At 44.1% G+C, this 23,529-nt stretch carries 19 protein-coding genes; 10 read left to right on the top strand and 9 right to left on the bottom strand.

Annotation, left to right across the window (positions count from 1 at the left end; translation table 11 throughout):
* Window positions 1-71 precede the first annotated feature (71 nt).
* Window positions 72-1,964 carry a TAT-dependent nitrous-oxide reductase gene (gene nosZ / locus QWZ04_RS19315; RefSeq protein ID WP_290329877.1) on the bottom strand — a complete coding sequence of 631 codons (1,893 nt, stop codon included), beginning with the start codon at window positions 1,962-1,964 and terminating at the stop codon, window positions 72-74.
* A gap of 97 nt (window positions 1,965-2,061) precedes the next feature.
* Window positions 2,062-4,209 carry a transcriptional regulator NosR gene (gene nosR / locus QWZ04_RS19320; RefSeq protein WP_290329878.1) on the bottom strand — a complete coding sequence of 716 codons (2,148 nt, stop codon included), beginning with the start codon at window positions 4,207-4,209 and terminating at the stop codon, window positions 2,062-2,064.
* A gap of 409 nt (window positions 4,210-4,618) precedes the next feature.
* Between nosR and QWZ04_RS19325 the strand changes: the two genes are divergently transcribed.
* Window positions 4,619-5,659: a polysaccharide lyase family 7 protein gene (locus tag QWZ04_RS19325; RefSeq protein ID WP_290329879.1), complete on the top strand. Its 1,041-nt coding sequence runs from the start codon at window positions 4,619-4,621 to the stop codon at window positions 5,657-5,659.
* A 438-nt stretch (window positions 5,660-6,097) separates the two neighbouring features.
* Window positions 6,098-6,895: a substrate-binding periplasmic protein gene (locus QWZ04_RS19330; protein ID WP_290329880.1), complete on the top strand. Its 798-nt coding sequence runs from the start codon at window positions 6,098-6,100 to the stop codon at window positions 6,893-6,895.
* Window positions 6,896-6,959: 64 nt separating this feature from the next.
* Here QWZ04_RS19330 and QWZ04_RS19335 read toward each other — a convergent pair whose 3' ends face one another.
* Window positions 6,960-7,673 (bottom strand): siderophore-interacting protein, encoded by a 714-nt coding sequence (locus QWZ04_RS19335; protein WP_290329881.1) that lies wholly within the window; start codon window positions 7,671-7,673, stop codon window positions 6,960-6,962.
* 98 nt (window positions 7,674-7,771) lie between these two features.
* Here QWZ04_RS19335 and QWZ04_RS19340 point away from each other — a divergent pair, with 98 nt between their 5' ends.
* Complete coding sequence (locus QWZ04_RS19340; RefSeq protein WP_290329882.1) at window positions 7,772-8,218, top strand: MarR family winged helix-turn-helix transcriptional regulator; 447 nt, start codon at window positions 7,772-7,774, stop codon at window positions 8,216-8,218.
* Window positions 8,219-8,426: 208 nt separating this feature from the next.
* Here QWZ04_RS19340 and rplY read toward each other — a convergent pair whose 3' ends face one another.
* The 5 genes from rplY to radD all read right to left on the bottom strand — a co-directional run bounded on the left by rplY (window position 8,427) and on the right by radD (window position 13,194).
* On the bottom strand, window positions 8,427-8,705 hold the full coding sequence (gene rplY / locus QWZ04_RS19345) for a 50S ribosomal protein L25 (protein WP_102523899.1): 279 nt from the start codon (window positions 8,703-8,705) through the stop codon (window positions 8,427-8,429).
* 299 nt (window positions 8,706-9,004) lie between these two features.
* Window positions 9,005-10,339 carry an ATP-binding protein gene (locus tag QWZ04_RS19350; protein ID WP_290329883.1) on the bottom strand — a complete coding sequence of 445 codons (1,335 nt, stop codon included), beginning with the start codon at window positions 10,337-10,339 and terminating at the stop codon, window positions 9,005-9,007.
* Complete coding sequence (locus QWZ04_RS19355) at window positions 10,329-10,988, bottom strand: response regulator transcription factor (protein ID WP_290329884.1); 660 nt, start codon at window positions 10,986-10,988, stop codon at window positions 10,329-10,331. The genes QWZ04_RS19350 and QWZ04_RS19355 overlap by 11 nt, the downstream gene beginning before the upstream one ends.
* 11 nt (window positions 10,989-10,999) lie before the next feature.
* Complete coding sequence (locus QWZ04_RS19360) at window positions 11,000-11,389, bottom strand: PepSY domain-containing protein (RefSeq protein WP_290329885.1); 390 nt, start codon at window positions 11,387-11,389, stop codon at window positions 11,000-11,002.
* 71 nt (window positions 11,390-11,460) lie between these two features.
* Window positions 11,461-13,194 (bottom strand): DNA repair helicase RadD, encoded by a 1,734-nt coding sequence (gene radD, locus QWZ04_RS19365; RefSeq protein WP_290329886.1) that lies wholly within the window; start codon window positions 13,192-13,194, stop codon window positions 11,461-11,463.
* A gap of 72 nt (window positions 13,195-13,266) precedes the next feature.
* Here radD and rsuA point away from each other — a divergent pair, with 72 nt between their 5' ends.
* Genes rsuA through QWZ04_RS19380 form a run of 3 tightly spaced genes read left to right on the top strand, consistent with a single transcriptional unit; the run spans window position 13,267 to window position 15,880 of the window.
* A complete protein-coding gene (rsuA, locus tag QWZ04_RS19370; RefSeq protein WP_290329887.1) occupies window positions 13,267-13,965 on the top strand; it encodes a 16S rRNA pseudouridine(516) synthase RsuA in 699 nt (232 codons plus the stop codon).
* 56 nt (window positions 13,966-14,021) lie between these two features.
* Window positions 14,022-15,212 carry a Bcr/CflA family multidrug efflux MFS transporter gene (locus QWZ04_RS19375; protein ID WP_290329888.1) on the top strand — a complete coding sequence of 397 codons (1,191 nt, stop codon included), beginning with the start codon at window positions 14,022-14,024 and terminating at the stop codon, window positions 15,210-15,212.
* On the top strand, window positions 15,212-15,880 hold the full coding sequence (locus tag QWZ04_RS19380; protein WP_290329889.1) for a DUF2913 family protein: 669 nt from the start codon (window positions 15,212-15,214) through the stop codon (window positions 15,878-15,880). Before QWZ04_RS19375 ends, QWZ04_RS19380 begins: the two co-directional genes overlap by 1 nt.
* Window positions 15,881-16,002: 122 nt before the next feature.
* On the opposite strand, the gene QWZ04_RS19385 is transcribed toward QWZ04_RS19380, so the two are convergent.
* A complete protein-coding gene (locus QWZ04_RS19385; protein ID WP_290330006.1) occupies window positions 16,003-17,433 on the bottom strand; it encodes a DUF2867 domain-containing protein in 1,431 nt (476 codons plus the stop codon).
* A gap of 151 nt (window positions 17,434-17,584) precedes the next feature.
* Between QWZ04_RS19385 and QWZ04_RS19390 the strand changes: the two genes are divergently transcribed.
* From QWZ04_RS19390 to QWZ04_RS19405, 4 genes are all read left to right on the top strand, one after another.
* Entirely contained in the window at window positions 17,585-18,964 is a 1,380-nt protein-coding gene (locus QWZ04_RS19390; protein WP_290329890.1) for an MATE family efflux transporter, read from the top strand.
* A 129-nt stretch (window positions 18,965-19,093) separates the two neighbouring features.
* Complete coding sequence (locus QWZ04_RS19395) at window positions 19,094-19,765, top strand: ABC transporter ATP-binding protein (RefSeq protein WP_290329891.1); 672 nt, start codon at window positions 19,094-19,096, stop codon at window positions 19,763-19,765.
* Window positions 19,746-22,199, top strand: coding sequence for an ABC transporter permease (locus QWZ04_RS19400; RefSeq protein WP_290329892.1), 2,454 nt, complete (start codon window positions 19,746-19,748; stop codon window positions 22,197-22,199). The genes QWZ04_RS19395 and QWZ04_RS19400 overlap by 20 nt, the downstream gene beginning before the upstream one ends.
* Window positions 22,200-23,318 carry a lipocalin-like domain-containing protein gene (locus QWZ04_RS19405; protein ID WP_290329893.1) on the top strand — a complete coding sequence of 373 codons (1,119 nt, stop codon included), beginning with the start codon at window positions 22,200-22,202 and terminating at the stop codon, window positions 23,316-23,318.
* The last annotated feature ends 211 nt before the right edge of the window (window positions 23,319-23,529 follow it).

A 23,529-nucleotide genomic window follows, 5' to 3' on the forward strand; every position in this document is an offset into this window, starting at 1 on the left:
AAATGGAACGAATAGGGCGCGTTTCCGCGCCCAGTTAAACGTTGTGTCTACTTTAATGAACAAATGACAGCTTACGCTTCAACCAGCATTCGACCACGCATCTCCATGTGTAAAGCATGACAGAACCAGTTACAGTAATACCATTGAACACCCGGCTTGTCGGCGATGAAAGTGACCGAAGCGGTCGCTTGTGGGCCAATTTCCATTTGTACACCGTGGTTGGTTACACAGAAACCATGTGTTACATCTTCAATCATATCAAGGTTGGTCACAACAATCGTGACCTCGTCGCCAAGTTTGACTTTAAACTCATTCATACCAAACGTTGGTGCAATTGAAGTCATGTAAACACGAACTTTGTTGCCCTCGCGAATCACCTTGTTTTCAGTCATCACGTTGACGCCATCTTTCTCAGCCATTGCGATGGTTTCTGCAAACATGGAGTCATCACGAGTCCATATTTTGTCTGGTTTCACTTTACTGCGATGCACAATCATACAGTCATGCGGTTCAGCAAAAGTTGGCCCATCATGAACCAGTTTCATTTCATCGCCAGAGATATCGATGAGCTGATCGTTTTCGGGGCGTAGTGGCCCTACTGGTAGGAAGCGGTCTTTAGAGAATTTACAAAGTGATACTAACCACTTACCATCGGCATCACGAGTTTCACCTTGTGATGTATGGTTGTGGCCTGGTTGGTAATGAACATCCAATTTTTGGCGAATGTAATTCACTTTTTCGCCGTTGTGCGCTTTGATTGCGTCTTCCACGTTCCACTTAGCAATTTGGCTATCTAGGAATAGAGTGGTGTATGCATTGCCTTTATTATCAAACGCGGTATGCAGAGGACCGAGGCCAAGCTCTGGCTCAGCAACAATAGTGTCGCGTGGTTTGATTTTATCAGCGAACAGGTCATCCAACTTATCAATGGCAATAACCGACACCGTTGGTGATAACTTACCATTGGCAACAAAGTACTTACCGTCAGATGACGTGTTCATACCGTGTGGAGACTTAGGCACAGGGATGTAGCGAGTTAATTCAGAACCTTTGCGTCCATCAAGAACCGGTACATCGTTACCGTTATATGTTTTGAATTCGCCAGCTTTTAATGCAGCTTCACAACGAGCAAGGTTAAATATAACCACATGATCACGCTCTGCTGTGATCATTTCACCCAAGTTCATGCCCATTTCTGAGTTGTAACAAGTAGAGGCAAAGTATTTACCGTCGTAGTCCGCATCGGTGTTATCAAGGTTACCATCTACCATGACTTGGAAAGCCATTTCCATGTTTTCAGCATCAATGACATTGTATAGGGAACGATAACTTCCGACGTCTTCTAGACTGGCTTTACCATCGTTGTTCATTGGAATTTCGAATTCACTATTACACATAACGTATTTGGTGTACGGCACTTTTTGAACTCGTAAACCATGAATGGCTTGCACGTTAGGAATGGTAAGCATTTTGTCTGTTTTCATTACATTACAGCGAATTCGAGCCACACGACTGTTCGCTTTATCGTTGATGAAAACGTACTTACCGTTGTAGTGGCCATCCGTCATACTCATGTGAGGGTGATGTGAATCGCCACAAAGAATATGAGCACTGTCGCCTTTAATGCGCTTACTTTCGTTTGTGAGGCCCCAGCCTGTTGCGCTGTCGGTGTTAAAAACGGGAATACGCATTAATTCGCGCATAGAAGGGACACCAAGGATACGCACTTCACCCGAGTGACCACCACTCCAGAATCCGTAGTATTCATCTTGCTCGCCAGGATGGATGAAAGGGCTGTTTTTTATTTCAGAAGCCTGTGCTTTCGCCATGGAAGCAAACATCGCAGCTGTCATTGGTGCGGCCGCCACACCCAAACCAACAGCAGCACTTTTGCCGAAAAACTTACGCCTTTCCGTGTTTACCGGTGTGTTATCGTCTTCAAGCTTGTTCTTGTCATCACTCATGGTAAATCTCCATTTTACGTTTCTGTACACTGATGGTTTAGTTAACAAACGTGTTATTCAATGGGCTAGTAACTCGTGAACCGTCACTTAAGCCATTTCATATTTCTGTTACGGGGATCTCAGTGCTCTCTTGTTTACGCTTTTTACGTGCCAATTTTTTTAATGGTGGGCACTTGCCATCGTTGTAATAGGTGATTTGACAATCCAAACAATAGTGACACTCACGCATGTTAATGACGCCATCAGGCTGTATGGCTTGGATTTCGCATTCTTTTGCACAGGTTTTGCATGGGGAACCACATTCAGGGCGACGTTTCAGCCAGTCGAATAGGCGTACGCTATTGGATACAGATAGCGCAGCCCCAAGTGGGCAAAGATAACGGCAGAATGTTTTACGATTAAACAAATTGATGACCAATAAGAATACAGCCCAGAGAATGAACGGCCATTCACGATCGAATTTGAGTAAAAAGGTGGTTTTAAACGGCTCGATTTCCGCAAACTGTTCGGCCAGCGCCAGTGAATCGAGTGAAATACCAAACAAAGCCAATAAAATAAGATACTTAATTGCCCACAGCCTCTCGTGAACGGCCCAAGGTAGCTCGTATTGCGGGATCTTAATATAACGGGCGAATTGGTTAATGAGTTCTTGCAGTGCGCCGAAAGGGCATAGCCAACCGCAGTATACGGCTCGTCCCCACAACAACATGGTTACGGCAGCCGCGCACCATAAGATGAAGATGATAGGATCGAGTAAGAACAAATCCCATGAAAAGCCTTTAACCATGGATTGTAAGAAAGTGAAGACATTCACAACCGATAGTTGGCCGCCCCACACCCAACCGATGAAGACAACGGTAACCACAAGGAAGCCGTGTCTTAGGCGATGCATGAAGGTAGGGTGTTTAACTAATACATCTTGGAAAAATAGGATTAACAGCAGTACACCTATTAACGCTAATAAGATATTTATCTTGATGAGATTTTCATCCCATACCTGTTCGGTTAAGCTTAATTCTGGAGGTAGGATGATAGGCTCTGGTGTGTCTACGTAGTGTTCCAGAATGTCGTATCCACCTTTAAAACTGGTAAATACACTGTCAATTGGACCGGTTTGTCTGCGTACAAGCAGCTCGAGTTGCCAGCTAGCCCCAGGATCAAATTCGTGATGGGCTTGGACTCTGAATACCGACATTTCTTTGAATCTCGGTGCATCACTAACGAACAAGTCTGAAATTCTGTTGTGGTCTAGATCTCGAAAGGAGGTTTCGTTATCGTTTTGGTGGATTTGGATACGATCAAAGATCCCGCCACGCACATAGCCAGACCCTTTGTAAGAATAACCATTACCGAATACCGCAATAAGATGTTCGCCAGTTTTAAGCTGCTTCATTTGCCATTCGTACTCGGCATCACCAAACAGGTTTTTGCCTATTGTCGGTATGTCAGCAAGCGTGTAGTAAACTTCGGCAAACATATCGTTCTTTTCTGAATTAGGCACGGTATCGACATTTTCACCGTCTGTGCCGTCAAATGCTTTTTGCACGGTATCATTAGTTAAATACAGTTTTCTGATTGAGCCATCGCCCGTTAAATCTAACCAGCTTTTGGGCTCAAAGACGTCTTTTTTTATCGTGGATATCGGCTGAATGACGTTGCTTTCTCGCTTAATGATACCAAGTGATTCAGCTGCCTTATTCGCGGCTTTTGTTATTGCGACATTCATAACCATGACAGTTACTGTCGCACCAGATAAGCCGTCGATAGGGACATAACCTTGATTAGGTTTCCCGCCAACTTTAATACGGTCTTTAACTGAAAGCCCAACGTATTGGTCACTGAAGTCCCATAGCTTCTGTTCCGGTATTCCCGCCAATATGATGGGTTCGTGATGCTCGAGTACTTTCGATGTTATGTATTCGCCTTCAGGGCTGATGGCAACCAGCATGTTGACTGGCTCGCCTGAGTAGGCTGGAATTCGTGCAATGTCATCGGTTTCGAAAGCGTAGCCAAGTACTGTTTCATCTTTCTTTATTACCCAAAGGAGTGGATCACCTTGTTTATCGGAAATTGTGGTGAGATCTGGAAAGGCATCATGAATCAGTGGAATAGGGTCTTTCGGAGGGCTTACAAACAGCGCATGGCTAGAAAAAGAAACAAGCAATAATAGACTTGTAAAAAATAGGGATATTGGTTGGGCTAATTTGTTTAATATCAAGCTCACTTTTACGCCTATTCTTTCCATTTTCAGCTCCATGCAAGGCACGACAAATACGTGTCTTAAGCGTAGAGGTTTGAATTTATCTCGAATTGATTTGTGTCAATTTATTGATAATGACATGTTTCATAAATGTGATGGCGACAGGGTATTGACGAATACTACCCTAAAGAGGGATGGGTTGGGTGAGGTAGAACTGGGAGTTAACGGCGTAGCTAGGAGATCGAAAGCGAGAAGGATGCCGTAATCCATTGAGTCAATCTTGTTTAATTTATCTGATGAGCCAACACCACCATATATTTATCAATTATTTGAACTTGGTCAGGACTCTGAGTTTTAAAGTGTGAACTGTCGAACACATCTAGATTTTGACGCTTCTGTTTTTTAGTTTTGGATGTTTATTATGTATGATAATAACACATAACGAGGTTGAAAAATGAAACAAGTTCTTATTCTTACAGGCTCACTGTTGCTTGCTCTCCCCGCTGCTGCAGACATCGCAAACAACGGTGTATCTTACCCTGTACCTGCCGATAAATTTGACATGCGCAATTGGAAAATTACCATCCCATCAGACATAAACCAAGATGGTCGTGTTGATGAGATCGAAGGCGTTGCAATGATGAGTTATTCGCACGCAGACTTTTTCCACTTGAATAAAGATGGGAACTTGGTGTTTGAAGTGCATAACAAAGCCATCACGACTAAGAATTCTAAAAACGCTCGTTCTGAATTGCGTCAAATGGCACGTGGTGCAGATTTTTCAATTGGCACGCACGACAACTTGAACAACTGGGCGCTGTCTAGCCACCCTGATGCGAAGACATTCAGCGCTGTTGGCGGTGTTCTAGAAGCAACTCTTAAAGTAGATCATGTTTCTTTGCATGCTAAGCACCCAGAAAAATACCCAGCTCACTCCGTCGTTGTTGGTCAAATCCACGCAGACAAAGATAACGCGCAAATCAAAGCCAAAACAGGTTTTGGGCACGGTAATGAGCCGATTAAAGTCTTCTACAAAAAATTCCCTGGTCATGAAATGGGTTCAGTTTTCTGGAACTACGAGCGCAACCTAGAGAAAAACGATCCTAACCGTGCAGACATTGCATACCCAGTTTGGGGTAACACGTGGGAAAACCAAGCAGAACCAGGTAAAGCGGGTATTGCTCTTGGTGAAGAGTTCAGCTACCGCATTGAAGTGAAAGGCACAATGATGCTATTGACCTTTGAAACCGAGCGACACGATACCGTTAAATATGAAATCGATCTGAGCAAGGGCATTGATAGCAAAGATTACCCAGCAGGCTACGCAAAAGATTCTTTTTACTTTAAAGCCGGCGCTTACGGGCAGTGTAGTGTTCAAGACTCTCACCCAGTGTGGGGCCCTGGTTGTGAAGGTACAGGTGATTTCGCGATTGATAAAAAGAATGGCGATTACAACAGCGTAACTTTCTCTGAACTTAAGCTAAACGTTAAGTAGTAGATCAACAAGGTATCAGTCCTCTGAAACATAGCTAAACAGTAAGCCTTTCATCAGCACTTTGCGCGGTGAAAGGCTTTATTGTATCTGTTATCAAATATTGGTGAATTGACGACAATGTTCAATTTATCGCTCATCGATGTATTATTTTCTAGTAAGGAATAGGCACTAACCTTTACGGGCTTATGACTATTCAATATCGCTATTTGTCTTACAATTAAGCATTAAAACCCCACACTGTACAGTTCGCATTGTACCTGAAAACGCATTCGTTGGTTTTTCCTTACATCGCTTTAGTCGGCAATTATCGTCTTGGGTCTAGTCTAAAAAGAAGCTTGGGTAAGTGTAAATAGGGTGCATAACCAATACATGGGTCTACAATTTCTATAAATGGTAGTGAACACCGCACAGACAGGAATTATCTAGATGAAGCGTTCTATGTATAGGTCTATTCAACGCAACCAGGTTGGTTTACGTGCCTTGTTGTACATAAAGCTTAGAGCTGCTGCCGTATTATTTCTACTTTTTCCATTAGCAGGCTATTCTCAAGAACCGGGAAAACTGACGTGTTATAGCACCGTTTTTTCTCCTTTTGTTATTGAAGATAATGGAGAGATCAAAGGCATCGATGTCGATGTTATCAAAGAAGTCGGACGAAGATTACATCTCGATATTTCCTTTGCTCTAAAACCCTGGAAGAGGCTAGAGCAAGATGTGAAAGACGGGACGGTAAGCTGTGTCGCTGCCTACTTTAGAACTGAAGAGCGACGGGAATACATGGATTTTACCAATGTTCCGTTACATATTACCTCATATACGTTATTTACCAACAAAGCCGAGGTTAAAGCGTTTAAGACGTTTAAAGACCTCAAAGGTTGGGCTATTGGTGTGAACAGAGGCTTTAAAACCACTCCTGAGTTTGAATCCGCGATGAGTCATGGCTTGATTACAAAACACGATGTTAAGTCTGACGAACAAAGTGTAAAGATGGTGTCGTCAAACAGGTTAGATGCCATGTTAACGAATTACCATGTTGGGCTCTATAATATCAAAAAGCTTGGAGCATCTGATGTCAGGCCATTGTTGCCATCGATTCGTTCGACACCCGCGTATTTGGTCTTTTCCAAGAAACAGAATCTAGCCCATTTGGTGCCTAAATTTGATGAAGTCCTATTTTCGGTTATTCAAGACGGCACCTATCAAAGAATCGTTGACCAATATTTGCAAACCGAATAAGGCCGATAACACGCCCAAGCGACTCTATAGTTCGTTGATGTGCCCTTTAGACTCATCGGTTTATCTAGGCTTTCCAGTACCCTGAAAAGTAGGATTTGTCACTGTTGTAGTTACGGTTTTTCTGGATGTATTGGCGGATACCTTTTACTTGCTGAGCGTTTGCAGCGACAAAAATAGCAGGATTAGGCGACTGCCACGTGATGGATTCAAGCTCTTCTAACAGTTTTGGTTGAGATGGGTCACTGTTAATTACCCATTTGAGATTAATCCCTATTGGTATTTTCACTTCCTGTCTATCTGCAAGTGAGGGAACCTGCACAAGTACTTGCCCTTGAGCGCTTTCGGGTAGTTTTTCCAAAATTGCGGCGAGCGCAGGTAGGGCGGTCAGGTCGGCAATTAATAGATGCCAGTCGGCTAAATAGTCGGGATATTTGGCTTTTCCTGGGCCTGCGATGCCTAAGTAATCGCCGATTTGGGCATTGCTAGCCCAACCTGTTGCTAACCCTTGATGATCATTCACAGCAAAATCGAGGGTAAGCTGTTTGGTGATGTCATCGAAAGCTCTAATGGTGTAAGAACGCATTCTTTTCTTCATGCCAAAACTAAAGCCAAGTTTAGGTTTTATTTGACCTGGAGAGGGTAAGACTATCTTAACGTGTGCACTTTCTTGGCCTACCGGGAAGTCATTGAGATCTGATCCTGACAATATAATTCGTCGCATATGAGGTGATAGGTCAATGATATTGTGGACTTGTGTCATTCGCATATTAAAACCCATAGGATTTCCTCTCTGTGTTCAAATTGTGATATAGTTGATGTTGTCATCTATATTTGCGTTAATAGATGATATTATCAACTATTATTTTGGATGAGTATATGAATGACCGAAACATCATGGAGTCACTGTTTAAGCTGATGTATGCCGTTAAGACTGAGCTTTCAGAACAGCTTTCTGCAAGCGGTGTTAGCGTTGCGCCAATGCACATAAAACTATTAAAAATGCTGAGCGTCAAAGCGCCGTGTACAGCTCAGAACCTTGCGGAGTCGTTGAGCCGAGATAAAGCTCAAATAACTCGGCTTGTTCAAGATTTATTGGCGGCACAACTGATCGAACGCACTCCGAATCCGGAAGATAAACGCAGTCAACTGTTGAATTTGAGGCAAGAAGCGTTAGACGTTCTTAAAACGATGGACACCATTGAAAATCGGATAATGGATCGTATGTCTAGCGAGGTTAGTGACGAAGACAAGCAACTGTTTATTATGCTTGCTAATAAGTTTAAGGGTAATCTACGCCCGAATGAGAAATCGCCTTTTCTGTAGGGCTTAGGGAACGGCAGGTTTAAGAAAAACGAAGGTATAGGAGTTTAATGCATATTGTTGAGAGCTTTTCTTTGCTTTAGAAACGGTGAAAGCCCGATGTTGGTAGCATCGGGCTTTCGAATTTTCTAGATTCTCGGATGGTAAGGCCGATAGTCTTATATGCAAAAGATAGGGTTTCTATCTTTGTAAATTCTTTTGGGTAAAAGAATTATACGCGGATGAAATCCATGTGCTCAACTTTTGGCTTGAACGCGTGACGTTGAACGTCTTGTGGCTTAACCTTAACTTCTGCGCCATCAATCACAAGAGTGATTGTTTCGTAGAACTCAGGCTTATCCATTTGCGTGATAACTTCAGAGTGAGTTAACGCGATAGATACAGGTGCTGCTTCACCACCGTAAACAACTGCTGGGAATTGGCCAGCGTGACGTAGGCGGCGGCTCGCACCCTTACCTAGTTCAGTACGTACTACTGCTTCAAATTTCATTGTATTTACTCTCAAAATAGTAAAATTAAACTTCATTACTAACGTAGCGACCCAGTTAGCAATGCGTGGTTCACAATCTTCATTGGTAGTGGAGATTGGAACGAGCGCGGATACTATCACTCAATCCTAACTAGAGCAAGAGTTTCAGCCCGAATCCGCACCAAAATTAGTATTTTTCTGCCCCCTTGCTAATTACTCCCTAATGAAAGCCTGAATCGGTTAGATTACAAACAGTTATTGGCGTTTAAAGTCCGGGGTTTCAGCGGCGATTTTTTGCAATTAAGGCCAAATTATTAGGTCTATTTATGAGTTTGAAGCGTTAATATTGCCTTTAGGCCGCCTCGTTCATTTGAATCTAGATCCAGAGAACCTCGGTAGCTGTGTGCCATTTCGCATACGATATTAAGCCCCAGGCCTGTTCCTGGAGTGCTTTCATCTAAGCGAACACCACGTTTTAATACTTCACGATAGTTGGAAGCATCGATGCCAGGGCCATCATCTTCAATGACTAACTGAACCTGTCTATTGTCGATTGGTTTCGAATGAACTCGGATCTGACTGCGAGCCCATTTATATCCATTTTCGAGTAAATTACCGAGCATTTCGTCTAGGTCGGCTTTTTCAACCGCTACCTGCAAGTCGGTGTCGATTTCATTGATCAGTATGATGTCACGGTGTGCATAAACCTTATCAAAAGCCAACGAGATGGCATCTACCCGCTCACTTGGCAAACTGCTTACCGATAGAATGTTCATCGAACCAGCCATTCGAGCTCGGCCTAAGTGGTAGTCGATGTGCTGTTGCAGTTCCATCAATGGTGGACACATTTTATTTTGCTGATCAGATGGTAACTGAGACACTTCATTTTTTAGAACTGAAATGGGTGTTTTTAACGCATGAGACAAGTTACCGGCATGGTTTCGCGCTCTTGCTAATAGCTCTTGATAGTGGAAGAGTAAGGCGTTGAGATCGGTTAACAGTGGTTGAATTTCTTTTGGGTAATCGCCGTCTAATTGATTTTGCTTGCCGTCTTTAAGTAAATTGAGCTCTCGCTGCATTTTTCCCAGAGGCCTAAGTGACCAAGTGACTTGGAAGCCTATTAAGATAAGCACTCCAGCAAATAGTAAGCTAAGTATCAGCCAGAGTTGACCTGTTAGCGCGTCTAGTGTGTGATCTAGTGCTTCATCATTGGTGCCAATGGTGATGGTGATGGGCTTAGAGAAATCAGGTAAATAAATATCACGCTGGATAGAAATCAGCTTTTCTCCATTGGCACCAATTGCACTGTGAAAACGTTTAAACTTGATGACTTGATCCCATAGTGAGCGCGAGCGCAGTACTTGATGCTCGGAACTCGCCATCCAATAGAGGCCACTGTACGGCTGTGAAAAGCGGGGATCTGATAATCGATAGGGCATAACGAGCTGCCCAGTGTCGGAAACATCAAGGTTCGCGGTAAGCTCATCCATGGCAAGACTTAGCTGGCTTTTTATATCATCTTCCAAGTAGGTTTTAATAAGATTAGGGATGAGCAGACCCGCAATCAAAATCATGACGCCTAGCCATAAAGCGGCGGCGGCAAGAAGTCGATTACGTAGGCTGAGGTGCTTGGCAAATTTGGGCCTAATCGGCATTGAGTCGGTATCCTAGTCCACGAACGGTGGCAATGATCTTTGGGGCTATTTTTTTACGGATACGGCCAATGAACACTTCGATGGTATTTGAATCACGATCAAAGTCCTGCTTGTAAATATGTTCAACCAATTCTGTTCTAGAGATGACCTTGTCTGCGTTATGCATAAAGTAAGCAACTACCTTGTATTCTAGTGCAGTAAGGCTGACTGCTTGACCTTGCCAAAGTACTTTGGAGGTACGGGTATCCAAGCTTAAATCACCGACTTGCATTACAGGAGACGCGTTACCCGAAGCTCGTCTCAGTTGAGCACGAATACGGGCAATGAGTTCAACGGTTTCAAACGGTTTGGTTAGGTAATCGTCTGCACCGGCATTTAAGCCCTCTACACGCTGAGACAGCGTATCGCGTGCGCTCAAGATGATAACAGGTGTATTGATGTTTTCATCGCGGATACCTTTTAGCACCGTTAACCCATCTATCTTTGGTAAACCAAGATCCAACACGATGACGTCCCAAACTTCTGAAGTCGCTCGATACAATGCATCGATGCCATCTTGCGAAAGTTCAGGCACCCAACCGGCTTGTTCTAGGGTGTCCATGATTTGTTGTCCTAGGCGTTGATCGTCTTCTACTACTAGTACTTTCATTTGAATTACCGTTATTTCTTAATGACGCTGTTTAGGTTACGGCCACGCAATTCCATTAACTCTAATGTGGTCGCGTTGTATTCAGCTCGTATGACGCTATCTTCATGCATGAGTTTCAGTTCGTAAACCCACTCATCATCGTCTTCTTCGAGTTCGACTTTTATGACTCGGCCGTTGAGTTGTGCACCGATGGTGGCATACAGTGCTGAAAATGGCTGAATCTTTCCATCTTTCACTGCTTCATACACTTCGTCTTGGTCTTCATCTATTTCAATGCGAGTTCCGTTAGCTGGAACATCGACCACAAGCTTTTCAGCGTCAGATTGAGCTAAAACGGATCCAGATAGGCCGAGCCCTAAAGCACCTATCGATAGTGCTGTTATAATTGATTTGCGAAACATGCAGTTACCTATAAGGCTTAATGTTTTAAAAATTATAATCAAGCTTGTATGAATATAAAGTGAATCAGCGGTTAATTTAGCTCATCGTCAAAAATTTTATCGCGCATTTTCCAAAATCGACCGACTTTTCTGGCGATAACAAATTGAGGCAGCCGAAATCGATGTTGGTTGTTGACGACTTTCGTTGGGCTTGTTGCGTCAAATGGTCGGTGTTTGTCGGCAAGGTGAGGGCGAACAAATTGATTTAAGAAACTTTGTTTTTGCTTTTTGGTGGTGAGTGACCAAAATTGATGCACTTGCGCGTCGTTATCGCCTTTATAGGTCACTTTTAATTGGGTTTTACTTTTATCGTCTTTAAAAACGCTTAACACCATATCGGTGCATTCAAAGACTAATGCATCTTTTAGGTTTAATGCTTCTTTGAGTTTCTTGTCAGGGTCTACCAAGGTAGCGTCGCATTCGTGGCATATCCGCGCGGCAATGTCGTTGTCTGCGCCGCATTCATTACAGTACTTAGCTCTGAACCTGTAGTTACAATGTTCACGTACGCCGTCTTCATCTTCAAAATAGCCTTGGCACTTACGTCCAAAGTGCTCGATTAGGAAACCATTGCTATCGAGTTTGCCCCAAAAATTATTATTGTAGCCACAGGCAGGGCAGGGAATGGTGATGATTTCACTGTCACTATCTGGTTTTGGGTTGCCAACTTCAGGCTGATATAGATCGTAGCTGTTGCCCGCGTAATCCAGAACTAAACACTCTTTCTTACCGTCTGAAAGTCGTAAGCCACGGCCGACTATTTGTTGGTATAAGCTAACGGACTCTGTAGGGCGTAAAATTGCTATCAAATCGACGTGTGGTGCGTCAAACCCCGTGGTTAATACGGAAACGTTGACCAGATATTTGATCTCGCGGTTTTTAAAGGCATTAATGATGCGATCACGCTCTAGGGTATGCGTATCGCCAATCACTAACGCTGATTCAGTTTCTGGTAGTAAGCCTAATATCTCTTGAGCGTGCCGAACGGTAGCGGCAAAGATCATAATGCCTTTGCACGCTTTGGCGTAATTGAGGATTTGCTCGACAATTTGCGGTGTCGCTCTTTTAGACTGCTCAATCACCATGTCCATTTCGGATTCTTTATAGCGGCCAGTGTTGGTTGGTTTGATTTGTGAGAAATCGTAGCTCAATACGGGAGCATCAATTAATTTAGCCGGCGTTAGGAAGCCTTCATCGAGAAGATAATGAATAGGCAACTCAAAAATACAATCTCGAAAGAAGCGTTTCTCTTCACTGCGAACCATACCTCTGGTGTGGTATTGATAGATCCATCCCATGCCTAGGCGATACGGAGTAGCGGTTAATCCTAATACTTTGATGCCTGAGTTGATTGATTGCAAATGACTGATGACTTTGCGATAACTGCTTTTTTCATCGTCTGGTACCCGGTGGCATTCATCGATGACTAGTAAAGAAAATTGATTGGCGAAAGAGTCCAAATTTCGCACAACGGATTGAACCGATGCAAACACAACTTGTTGATCGGTTTCTTTTCGTCCGAGTCCTGCAGAAAATACCGAGCCTTTTAAGTCATAACTTTCATATTTGGCGTGATTTTGTTCTACCAGTTCTTTTACGTGAGCCATGACGAGCACGCGGCCTTTAGCTAAACGCGCAAGCTCCGCAATTACAAGGCTTTTTCCGGCACCTGTGGGCAAAACAATCACCGCTGGAGTGCTGTTTTTTCGGAAGTAATGAATCACCGCTTTAACAGAATCGGCTTGGTACGGGCGAAGAGTAAACATAAAAAGTGTGAAAAGGCTCAACTAATGTGACGAAGCCCTCTATAATAGCGCACTTAGCATTGTGAGGTATTCATGCGTTTAGACAAATTTTTATGTGACTCCCTTGGAGCAACACGACGAGAAGCAACTCGCATCATCAAAAGTGGTGATGTAACAGTAAATGGCGAAAAGAAAAAATCTGGTTCATTTCAGGTAACTGATGAATGCGAAGTGCAGTGGCAAGAGCGTGTTATTGCTAAGCAAGGGCCAAAATTCATCATGTTATTTAAGCCCGATGGCTTTGTTTGTTCTCATGAAGACGGTTCAAACCCAACGGCATTTACTTTATTAGACGAAGTTAAGATGGAGAATTTACATTTTGCAGGTCGTCTAGATGTGGATACGACAGGTTTGGTACTCATTACGGATGACGGTAAGTGGTCTCACCGCATTACGTCTCCTAAGCATAAGTGTGAAAAAACGTATCGCGTTTGGCTTGCTGATCCAGTGAAACCGGAGTATGTTGATCAGTTCCTGCAGGGTATTGAACTGCGAAGTGAAAAAGAACCAACACTTCCTGCTCATCTCGAAGTAATCGACGACCACCAAGTTTTACTTACCATCCATGAGGGTAAGTACCATCAAGTTAAACGCATGTTTGCTGCACTTGGCAACAAAGTAGAAGAACTTCATCGTGAACGCATAGGCGCCATTGAACTGGATGAGTCATTGGAACCGGGCGAATACCGATACCTTACTCAAGAAGAAATCGATTCGGTTTGGAAAAAATAGCCGGTCTATTTTGTTGAACCCTGCACTTTTTTCGTCTCATTTTTGTTAGGAGTGTTATGCCGACTCGACAACCCCCTCAGTTAGGCTGGGTACTGTTCTTTGTATTGGGTGCCATTGGTGCCCTAACACCACTCGCTATTGATATGTATCTTCCTGCAATGCCCTCGATCGCAAAAGATCTGGGTGTGACAGCAGGTGAAGTGCAAATAACTTTAACGGCTTATACGGCAGGTTTTGCCATTGGTCAGCTACTACATGGTCCACTGGCAGACAGTTATGGACGGCGGCCTGTACTCATTATTGGCGTCGTGTTATTTGCGATAGCCTCAATGGTGAGCGCCACCACGACCGGCATAGATTCATTGACCTGGATCCGTGCTGCGCAAGGTTTTGCAGGGGCTGCAGCGGCAGTGGTCATTCAAGCTGTTGTTAGAGATATGTTCGATCGCGAAGATTTTGCCCGAGCTATGTCGTTCGTGACCTTGGTTATGACGGTTGCACCGCTAGTCGCACCGATGATCGGCGGCCACTTAGCCATTTGGTTTGGTTGGCGTTCAATCTTTTGGGTGCTTGCCATTTTCTCGGCGGTTGTTATTGCCGCAGTGATGTGGAAGATTCCAGAGACTCTAGCCGAAGAAAACCGACAACCGCTTAGGGTGCGTTCTACCTTTACCAACTATTTTAAGTTGTTATCTAACCCGGTTGCGATGGGGCTGATATTGTCTAGTTCGTTCTCGTTCGCGGGTATGTTTGCCTTTTTGACCGCAGGCGCGTTTGTCTACATCGGTTTGTATGGCGTAAGCCCTGACGAGTTTGGTTATCTGTTCGGTCTTAATGTGGTTTGTTTGATTGGCATGACTAGTTTAAATGGTCGAATTGTCAAAAAAATGGGCTCACACTGGATGCTGCGCTTCGGGTTGTTTTTACAACTTCTCGCGGGTGTTGGGTTAGTAGTAGGTTGGGTACTTGATTTAGGGCTGTGGGGCATTGTTCCATTTGTTATGCTTTTTGTGGGGACTATTTCTACAATTGGCAGTAACAGTATGGCGCTACTATTGAGTGGATATCCGACCATGGCAGGTACGGCGTCGTCTTTAGCAGGTACGTTGCGTTTTGGTACCGGTTCAATAATTGGGGCAGTAGTGGCGGTGATGCCAAGTGATAGTGCTGCACCTATGGTTTTTGTTATGAGTTTATGTGCGCTTCTATCAGCGCTGTTTTATTGGTTGTTAGGAAGAAAAGCATAATGTCGACATACTACGTTGAAATCCAGAAAGCGGTGAATTCTGCGCTCGAAGAAATGGCCGCAGAGCACCAAAAAGGCCGTTTAATTAATGCGGCAGCGAGTAATACGCACTTTTTGGTTCGTTGGGTGACGAAATCTCTTAAGAGTCATAGGTTTGACCGATGTATTGTTCCTGACCTCACTCGTTGGCAGAAGTCTGGGCGCAGCAAAGGTACTGACGTTGGTTTACAAACCACGTTTGAAAATATTTCTGCGCTATACAATCAGTTAGTACCGCTCGATCAGCCTGTTAAACCCGTTATCGACAAAGAAATCGATGCATTTCTAGACTTTATGGATGAACAAAATTGGTCTGTTTCTACCGAGTTTGAGCTGACTGGCAAGGGCAAAGTTCAGATCTTAACAGAGGGAGATAGCTCTCTGGTATTGTGCGCTGAACAATGTGACAGCTGTTTTGATGGTGGCGAAGAGCTTGTGAAACCAATGAGTTGGTATGTTCGTGGCAATCATGCGGAGTTCGTTCGTTTGGCGGTAGAGCAAGGCTATTTGGTGCATAAAGTAACGGACTACAAATCTATCGTGAAATATCACGGTGAGTATTTGGTTTTCCCTAATAACCATGCCAATCAGTTAGCGGAAATCCCAATCGGCTTTTCTAAAAAAGCGTAGACTTAGGTTTTTTAAACCCCATATATTTCGAAAAGCTCGCACTTTGCGAGCTTTTGTTGTTTAGACACAAATCCCCCGTGTTGCTTGTCAAAGCAAGCCAATTAGAATTTCGCCTCTCGCTCTTAGCTCTTATCCGCCTTTTTAACAATGGCCTTTACCATTCCTTTGAATATAAACAAGTGGGCAGGCATCATTGCAAACCAGTATAGCAATCCGGCAAACCCTTTAGGGTGCCACCATGCAGTCACGTTCAGCTCACGTGTGTTTCCGTGATCAGTAATGGTGAACTCGAGCCGGCCTAACCCTGGCCCCTTCATGCCGAAAAGCAATGAGATGAAACGATGAGTTTGGCAATGAATGACTTTCCATGAATCGATGAAATCACCGGTTTTTAGTTCGGCATCTACAGGCCGGCGTCTTATTGGTTTCCCGCCACCAAAGAAGATATCCAGCCATTCTCTTGTACGCCATAACCCATTGGCAAAAAAGTACCCTTCTTTCTTACTTCCAAGTTGAGCAATGACATCCCATAGCTGTTCTTTCGTTAATGTCGTTTCAATGGATGCGCCTGTCTGCTTAGGGTAGTAACCAAAGCCTGCTTGCCAGCGAGTGAGCGCAGCCGGATCAAAGCCCCAGACATTACTTTTTATATATTCTCCATCATTCGCTACGGTCTGTTCTACAACTTGTTGGTAAGGGATCAATGTTTGCGGGTAATGCATAGATATGGGGTTTATATCCGCAACGTAGTCATGCTCTAGCCCTGAAAGCAACGCTCGGCCTATATTTGAAGGGACGGATGTGATTAAACCTAACCACTGAGATGCCCAGTAAGGGGTCAGTAGAGAACTAGATATGATTTTTTTATTCTTCCCTGTTACCTGGCAAATTATCTCAAATTGTTGGCGATAGGTTAGGGTATCTGGCCCGCCAACTTCGAATATTCGGTCAGAGGCGGGGATCTCATTGACCAGTAAGAGCAAGTAAGCGTTCAAATTTTCCAAAGCGATAGGGTTTGCTTTCGATTCAATGGACTTTGGGGCAATAATAATAGGTAAGTTATAGACGAAATCTCGCATGATTTCAAAAGCAGCGGAGCCCGGGCCAATGATGATACCTGCCCTCAGCTCAGTAACGGGCACAAGAGACTCTCTGAGTACTTTTCCGGTCATTTTTCTTGCTAGTATATGCTCGGAACTTTCGCCTGTCGGCTGAATAGCGCTGAGATAGATCAGATGTTGGAGCTTACTTTTAGTTACGGCGTCACGAAAGTTCTTGGCTAACGATAATTCATATTCAACAAAATCGTGTCCATTCGCCATCCCGTGAACCAAAAAGAAGGCACAATCCATGTCCTGAACGCACAAGTCGGTCTCTACTGGGTCGGCTAAATCGAGGTGTCTAAGCGTTAAATTTGGGTGAGGAGAGGTGCGTAGGTGTAAATAATCTATATGGCGCGCCGCGGCAGTGACGTGGAATCCTTGCGCCAATAATAATGGGATCAGCTGAGAGCCAACGTATCCAGAAGCGCCAACAATCAGTACACGTTTTATCGTCATTTTATCTTGCTCCATTCCCGAGTATTTCTTTAGCCTTTATAGAACCTTAATCCATTGATTGATATGATGCTAGTTACATTTGATATTTGCGGTAAGACTTGTTTACAGAGCATCAAGTTCACACCACGGATGGAAAGGAGTTTAAATGACATCTGTAATTCAACAAGTCTTTCACCATACCAAAGGCGACTTCGTTAAACGTCTTTTTGCTATCGCATTACCGATTACTCTGCAAAGCATCATGTTTTCTAGCCGAGGGTTGGTAGACGTGTTGATGCTCGGTCAGCTCGGTGAGGCTGAAATTTCCGCCGTTGGTGTCGCGAGCCGAGCAATGTTTGTCACGACCATCATGATAGTGGGTATTACAACGGCAGGATCACTATTGACCGCTCAATATTGGGGAGCAGGAGACCGAGACGGTGTGCGCGAAAGCACGGCGCTTACCTGGCTGATCGCGATGCTAGCAGCTGCTGCAACAGTTATCGGTTTCTTAATACTTCCTAACCAAATTATGGGGCTGACGACCGACTCTGAAATCATTAACCAATTGGGCAGTGAATACATCGTTATTACTGCTGTTGGTATGTTTAACGTGGCGTGTATCGCGAGTATGGCGGTAGGGCTGCGTGCAATGCACCAACCAGGGCTGAGTACGTTTTTTAGTGGTATCGGGATTTTATCCAATATCTTCCTTAATTGGGTGTTGATATTTGGTCATTTTGGCGCGCCGGCCCTGGGTATCAAAGGTGCGGCGATTGCAACGGTCGTGAGTGGCCTAATTGAAGTGGGCTGTCTGTTTGGGTATTTGCATTTCAAAAAGCACTTGATGGCGTTTGGTTTACAAGATATTCGCCGCTCTTGTGATTTAACTAAAGTTATCCGCTTTATCAAACTGTCCCTGCCAACGACGCTCAACTTTCTGGCGTGGGCTGGTGGGTTGTTCGCGTACCACGCCATCATGGGGCAAACCGGCCCTCAAGGATTAGCGGCCCTAGCGGTCATGACGCCAGTTGAGTCCATTTCATTGAGTTTGCTTATTGGATTATCTAACGCTTCGGCAGTGCTAGTCGGGAATCAACTTGGTGCTAAAGAATACGATTCCGTCTATTACCGAGCTATTGGCTTAGTCGCCATTAATTTCTTAATTAGTATTGGTGTGGCGTTGGTGCTGTATTTCAGCCAGTCTTATGTGCTCAATGCATTTTCTGCACTGACGGAAGAAACTCGTGAGCTTTCTAATAAATTTATTTTGATCTTATGCGTTGGTGTTGTTTTACGCTCATTGCCAATGGCGCTCATCGTCGGTGTATTACGTGCGGGGGGCGATGTTAAATTCTGTTTATACCAAGATGTGTTTGCACAGTGGGTAATTGGAATTCCTTTGGCGGCGATAGCGGCGATTTACCTAAACTTCGCTCCCGAAACGGTTTACGTACTCTTCTTATTAGAAGAGGTGATTAAATGGTTTGGCTCGATCTATCGAACTAAAAGCAAGAAGTGGATGCGAAATCTTATCGAAAACTAGAAGTTGATCGATTACACTGGTGAAACCTTGTGCATATAATGTGATCTAGATGCCAAATCACTTCCTAGTAACAGGGTTTTAGTGTAGATTCTCATATCAAATTATTATCTAGTAAGTGTGAGTAAATGCATGTTACGCCTGTCAGAACTCTGTAAAGGTTATGTTGATGGTGGGGAATTCCACCCCGTCTTGCAGGGCGCTGAATTGACATTAGAACAAGGTCAGCAACTAGCGTTAATGGGTGAAAGTGGCTCAGGAAAAAGTACATTACTCAATTTAATTGCCGGAATCGATCAGGTCGATTCTGGTCAGATCATGTATTCCAATTTCTCTATGCATGAAGCTTCTGAAATGAAGCGTACCGCTTATCGACGTAATAATATAGGTCATATTTTTCAACAGTTTAATCTTCTTCCTACCTTGAATGTTGCTGATAACATTCGTTTTTGTCGCCAACTCAAAGGGTTGCAAGAAGACAGAGGTTTGTGGCGTCAGATTTTATCTGCACTTGATTTAATGCCTTTGCTTGGCCGTTATCCAGAAGAGATCTCCGGTGGACAACAGCAACGAGCTGCCATTGCTCGGGCTCTGTATATGGAGCCGAAAATACTATTGGCCGATGAGCCGACAGGCAGCTTAGATGAACGAAATGCTGAAGCGGTAATGCGTTTGCTTACTACACTGTCACGCCAGCTAGAATGCACATTACTATTGGTGACTCACAGCCAGAAAGTTGCGGAACACATGCAAGGCTCTATACGCCTACAAGGAGGGCAATTGCATGTTATGGCCCGTAGTTAAAGCGCTACTAGGCCACTATCGTCGTCACCCTGTTCAGATCGTGCTTGTATGGCTTGGTCTGACTTTAGGCGTTTCTTTGCTCGTTGGCGTACTGGCCATCAATCACCATGCTAAGCAAAGTTACAGTGCCGGTGAAAAGCTGTTTACTAATCCTCTTCCTTATCGTATTCGACCAGTTCAAAATGCCAGTAAGATCCCTCAGGGCTTTTATGTACAGTTGCGCCGTGAAGGCTTCCAGCAATGTATGCCATTTGACAGTTACCGAATTGAAACCGCCTCTGATGTTGAGCTTACGATTACAGGTATCGACCCTATTGCGATGCTTGCTATTCAGCCGGGGTCAACACTCAAAGACATTAAAACTCTAAGCTTAAAAGAGCCGCCATACCCGGTTATGATCAGTACTGATTTAGCTGAGTACCTTAGTTGGAGGAATGGCGATTATATTGAATTAAAAGATGGCTCGTTGTTTGGCCCGCTGTTAGTGGATGAAGGTCAGTTATTACGAGGCACCCGGGTCATCGCTGATATTGGTCTGTTGAGAATGCTCAACAAGCGGCCAGGGTTTGAAGTGATTGCTTGTGGCGAGATGCCTGAGAAAAAATTGGAAAGGCTCAAAACCTTGTTGCCTAACGGGATGAAGCTGTCTCAAAATACCCACGCAGAGTTGGATTCTTTGACGTTAGCGTTTCATACCAATTTGACGGCAATGGGAATGCTGGCGTTTTTTGTTGGTTTGTTTATTTTCTATCAAGCCATGTCACTGTCGTTTATACAAAGACAGCCATTGGTTGGGATCCTACGTCAAACCGGTGTGTCAGTGTATCAATTGACGGCAGCTCTGTTACTTGAATTGGTCATTTGGATCTTTGTCTCTTGGATCTGTGGCAATATTTTAGGGTATTTTCTGGCTAATCAACTGCTACCAGCTGTGTCTGCCAGCTTAGAAGATCTTTACAATGCCAATGTCGGTTTGTCTTTAACTTGGGACTGGGAATGGAGCAAACAAAGCCTTCTCGTCGCAATTTTAGGCACATTGTTGGCGTGCAGTTTCCCTCTCATTCGACTACTAAAAACACAACCGATTCGATTAAGTTCTAGGCTGTCGGTTATGCGCTTTGCCGGGCGAGAATTTACTTGGCAAGCGATAGCTGCTTGCATATTTTGTGTGGCTGCTGTTGCTGTCATGCAGACAGAGCAAAGCCAAGAATCAGGTTTTGTTCTTATTGCTCTGATTTTAGTTAGTGCAGGTTTATTAATGCCGTTTCTGATTTGGAAGCTTTTCACTGGCTTATCGTTCTCTTTGCCTTGGGTTAAAGCGCGTTGGTTCTTTTCTGACAGTGCGGCCAGTATGAGCTATCGAGGCGTCGCTTCTATGGCATTTATGCTGGCGCTGGCGACCAATATCGGCGTTGAAACTATGGTCGGCAGTTTTAGAGAAACTACCGATAAATGGCTGACTCAAAGATTGGCTGCCGATGTCTATGTTACTCCTCCAAACAATTTGTCGTCTCGCATTGGTAGTTGGCTTACGGAACAACCAGAAGTGAAAGAAGTTTGGTGGCGTTGGGAGAAAGAGCTCCCAAGCGAAGTTGGGGCGCTGCAGCTTGTGAGTATAGGCGACTCTGATGGAGAGCAGCGAGCACTGACGGTGAAAGTTGCGATCCCAGATTATTGGTTCCACTTACATCATTCGCAAGGCGTAATGGTCAGTGAATCGATGGCGCTGAAACTCAATATTAGAGCGGGTGACTATATTTCATTACCAGAGCCTGCTTCCGGAAACTGGCAAGTGGTCGGCATATATTATGATTACGGTAACCCATACAACCAAGTCATGTTGTCACATCGTAACTGGCTCTATAGTTTCTCAGGTAAAGGCGATGTTGGGTTAGGGGTTATTTTGCATGATGATATCAGTTCCGCTGGTTTACTGCGTCGCTTCCAGCATGCATTTAAACTGTCTCCGGAACGAATATACGACAATAATAATATACACCAACAAGCAATGCGCGTATTTGACCGTACCTTTAGCATCGCCGGTACGCTCGGAAACATCACTCTTGTTATTGCAGTGATAGGTCTGTTTTTCTCAACATTGGCCGGTGAGCTGTCAAGGCAACGGCATATAGCATTATTGAGATGTTTCGGTGTCTCCGGTAAAGAGCTGGTGTTTACTGGTGGACTGCAACTACTTGTTTTGGGCATCTGTTCCGCCCTTATCGCGATCCCGTTAGGGTTACTATTAGCCGATTTGATGATCGATGTTGTACTTAAGCAGTCTTTTGGCTGGACAATGCAATTAGAAGTGATTCCGTGGGAATATGCGTCGACGTTTGCTTGGTCATTCTGTGCGTTGATGATCGCAGGAGCATGGCCAGTCTTTAATATGTTGCGAAGAACGCCGATGAAGTCTTTAAGGGATGCGCTGTAAATGTCTTCACTGATTAATTCCAAAATAATTCAAGTACTCATTGTTTGTATGATCATGTTGGGTATTGCCGCGGTTTTCTATGAATCCTTTTTTGGTGAAATAGAAATTGAAGAGCGTAATGAAGTCAATGCGGTGTTACTAGGATCCAACAATGCGGTGTTTGAACCTGTGCTGCCTAATACGTCGGTGATGTTGCCACAAGACTTTAGGTTGCATCCTGAGTTTCAGCATGAGTGGTGGCACTACTTTGCTAACGTGATTTCTGACGAGGGCGAAGCGTATGGAATTCAATGGAGTTTCTTCAGAGTCGCAAGTGATGAGCGGGAAACGAGAGGCTGGCAAAGCCCACAAATTTATATCGCTCATCTTGTCATTACGACGAAAGATAACATTTGGAAAGAGCAAAGAATTGCACGTGGCGGTATTGGTCAGGCGGGCATGTTGCAAAAGCCATTTAAAATATGGATCGATAATTGGCATTGGCAATCGTTAGGCAGAACGCCTTTTCCAGGCCGTTTAGATGTTGAAACCGATGAGTTCTCTGTTCATTTAGCAAATTATGCCGCAGGCCCTTACGTATTAAATGGCGATCGCGGTTATCAAGCAAAGCATGATTTATTGCCTGTTGCTTCATTCAGTGTAGGTGCGCCGTTTGTGCGCGTGAAAGGTCAGCTTCAGGTGGACGGTAGTTTGGTTCGTGTTGAAGGGAATGCATGGTTAAGCAAAGAGTGGGGCAGTGGCTTACTGGCTGAGGGGCAACAAGGCTGGGATTTGTTTTCGTTGCGTCTTGATAATGGCTCTACATTGATGGTCAATCAATATAGGCATAAGAGTCAACCAGCTTATACGTTCGGGACTTTGGCGAATAAAAAAGGTGATGTATTTGTTCTTACCGAAGAAGATATTCAAATGCTTCCTAAGTCATTATATAAACTGAGTAATGGCCGAGAAGTGCCGTTGCAATGGAGCATAAACGTGCCGCAGTACGGAATTGCGCTTGAAACGGAAGTCATGAGAAAAGAACAGTGGCTGCCATTTGCCATTCCATACTGGGAAGGGCCTATTGACGCTTCAGGCTCGCATCATGCCAAAGGGTTGATGCAGCTGACCGGTTATTGATCTAAACTTAGAATTGACAAAAAACCAGATGTAGAGATGCATCTGGTTTTTTTGTTGATGATAAATATCATGATGATAGCTACACTCATTGATAGCGGTTATTTATAAGGTATTTTGCTTTGAAAATTAATTTTACCTCGGAAATTCCGAAGTGTTAACTCCAAACAAGCGATTTTTCCTTATCCAAAAGTAGGTGTAAACTTTTGTCTAT

It is taken from the genome of Vibrio tapetis subsp. quintayensis, assembly GCF_030409945.1.
In the GTDB taxonomy this organism is placed as follows: domain Bacteria; phylum Pseudomonadota; class Gammaproteobacteria; order Enterobacterales; family Vibrionaceae; genus Vibrio; species Vibrio quintayensis.